Origin of the sequence: Flavobacterium branchiophilum NBRC 15030 = ATCC 35035 (assembly GCF_002217205.1) — a bacterium.
Classification (GTDB): domain Bacteria; phylum Bacteroidota; class Bacteroidia; order Flavobacteriales; family Flavobacteriaceae; genus Flavobacterium; species Flavobacterium branchiophilum.
Genome location: NZ_MUGT01000206.1, coordinates 1 through 1,769 on the forward strand (window position 1 = coordinate 1; position 1,769 = coordinate 1,769).

A 1,769-nucleotide genomic window follows, 5' to 3' on the forward strand; every position below is an offset into this window, starting at 1 on the left:
AAAATCCCTCCAAAAAAAGTGCAGCCAAATCCTTATAAAATCCTAACTAAAAACGTTTTATAAACCCATAAAAGCCCATGAATAGCATTGGTTTAAATCATGGGTTTTTATTTTTATAGGTATTCGTTGATTTTAATTCATTACTCGGCTTGCAGGTGCAAGGAAAGGCTAGGTGTTGTGCGTTCGGTTTTTTTTTCAATTTTTAGTTAACTTTTCCCATTTTGATTTATTTAAAATCATATTTAATGAAATCCATTTGTTTCCTTTTACTTCAATTTCGCTATATTTATTCGGGTTCATTTCAAAACCAGTTTTTTCATAACATACAATTGCATATTTATTCCAATCATAAACATTGAGTTCTACTTTTTTAGCATTGAGTTTTTCAAAGCTATATTTTACCAATTCATTTATAATTTTTTTTCCAAATCCTTTTCCTCTTTGACTTTCCTTACCAATTAAAATTCGACAAAGTTTAACTTCATTGTTTTCAGATTTATAAATTTCGGAATGTCCAATTATTTCATTTTTTTCTAAATTTTTGACTTTAAATGAAATTATATTTTCCGAATATAAATATTCGTTCAGTTGTTCTTTAGTTAATGGAAATTTAAAAATCGGTCCAGAAAACTGAACTAAAGTTTCTTCGTTATCAATCCAGTTTATTAATCTTTCAAAATCTTGTTCAGTAAATTTTTCAAGTTTTATCATTAATTAAAATTCAATATTAATAATAAGTTTCATTTCGATTTTTGTGGCTCCAAACTGACGCATAACATTTTGCATATTTATGAAGTGGCAACTTTTGAAGCACTTACTTTCAATTTAGCACTAATGTTCATTTGAAAACCGAATGTTCAATTTAGTGATGAACCCGCCATTTTGCCAAACCGCTGTTGGCAGTAGGTTTTATTTTAACTTTCCATAGTCATATAGTCCAATTCTCCATTCTCGTTTGTGTTTATAACAACTAAATAATTTGTAATCTCTTCTCCAATTGAGTAGTCAAAAATTGCAAAGTTTTCTTCGTCATGAGGATAAAGTCCAACTCTTATTAATTTTAATTTTGTCAAAAGTTGTTGTTCAGGTTCTGTCGTTGTATCGTCAAAATTAATAAGTGTTGAGAGTTCATCTTTACCAACTTCTTCAAGGTGGTGTTCTAAGTAAAATTTTACAGTGTCACCATCTTCGTCATTATAGTCATTGAGAATGTAGGTATTGTTTAATTTGTCAAATTTGTCAATGTTTTCAATAAAGTTTTTTACTTTGTCCATTGTCAAGGTGTCAATGGTTTTAGCTTCAAAATTTAGGTCTATTTGAATTTGATTTCCGTTGAACTCAATGTCAACATTATAATATTCTTCCAAATTTTCTGTTGGTAAATTTCCGAAATGTGGTAAAGTGTATTCTGCCATCTTTGTTATTTTTAATTATTATTGATTGTTGTTTGTCAATTTCGTGTCGTTCTCCAAACTTACTGCCAACTAATGGATATACGAAACTTATTGCATATCTTTTCAATTTCTTATATCCTTTGCAATGGTACAAAATATAAAATTAGTGTGCAAATTTTATATAAAAAAGCCACAAGATTAGAAATTATCGTAATACAATCGTATCTATTCAACTTATTTTTTCAAAAATAGGGGGGGGCTGGTTGTTGCTGTATATTTAGTGGAACTCTCATGGAGGCTAACGGAAGGTCGCCTAGAGGCTTCCTTTGTAAACCTAATTCATTTTTATATTACAAGTGCCATTTTCTTTGGTAT

The 1,769-nt window shown here is 29.1% G+C and carries 2 protein-coding genes; both read right to left on the reverse strand.

What is annotated here, in order from left to right; genetic code table 11:
• Positions 1-195: 195 nt before the first annotated feature.
• Positions 196-711, reverse strand: a complete 516-nt coding sequence (locus tag B0A58_RS15835) for a GNAT family N-acetyltransferase (RefSeq protein ID WP_089081841.1) — start codon at positions 709-711, stop codon at positions 196-198.
• A 203-nt stretch (positions 712-914) separates the two neighbouring features.
• Positions 915-1,415 carry a DUF2004 domain-containing protein gene (locus tag B0A58_RS15840; protein WP_089081842.1) on the reverse strand — a complete coding sequence of 167 codons (501 nt, stop codon included), beginning with the start codon at positions 1,413-1,415 and terminating at the stop codon, positions 915-917.
• Positions 1,416-1,769: the final 354 nt, after the last annotated feature.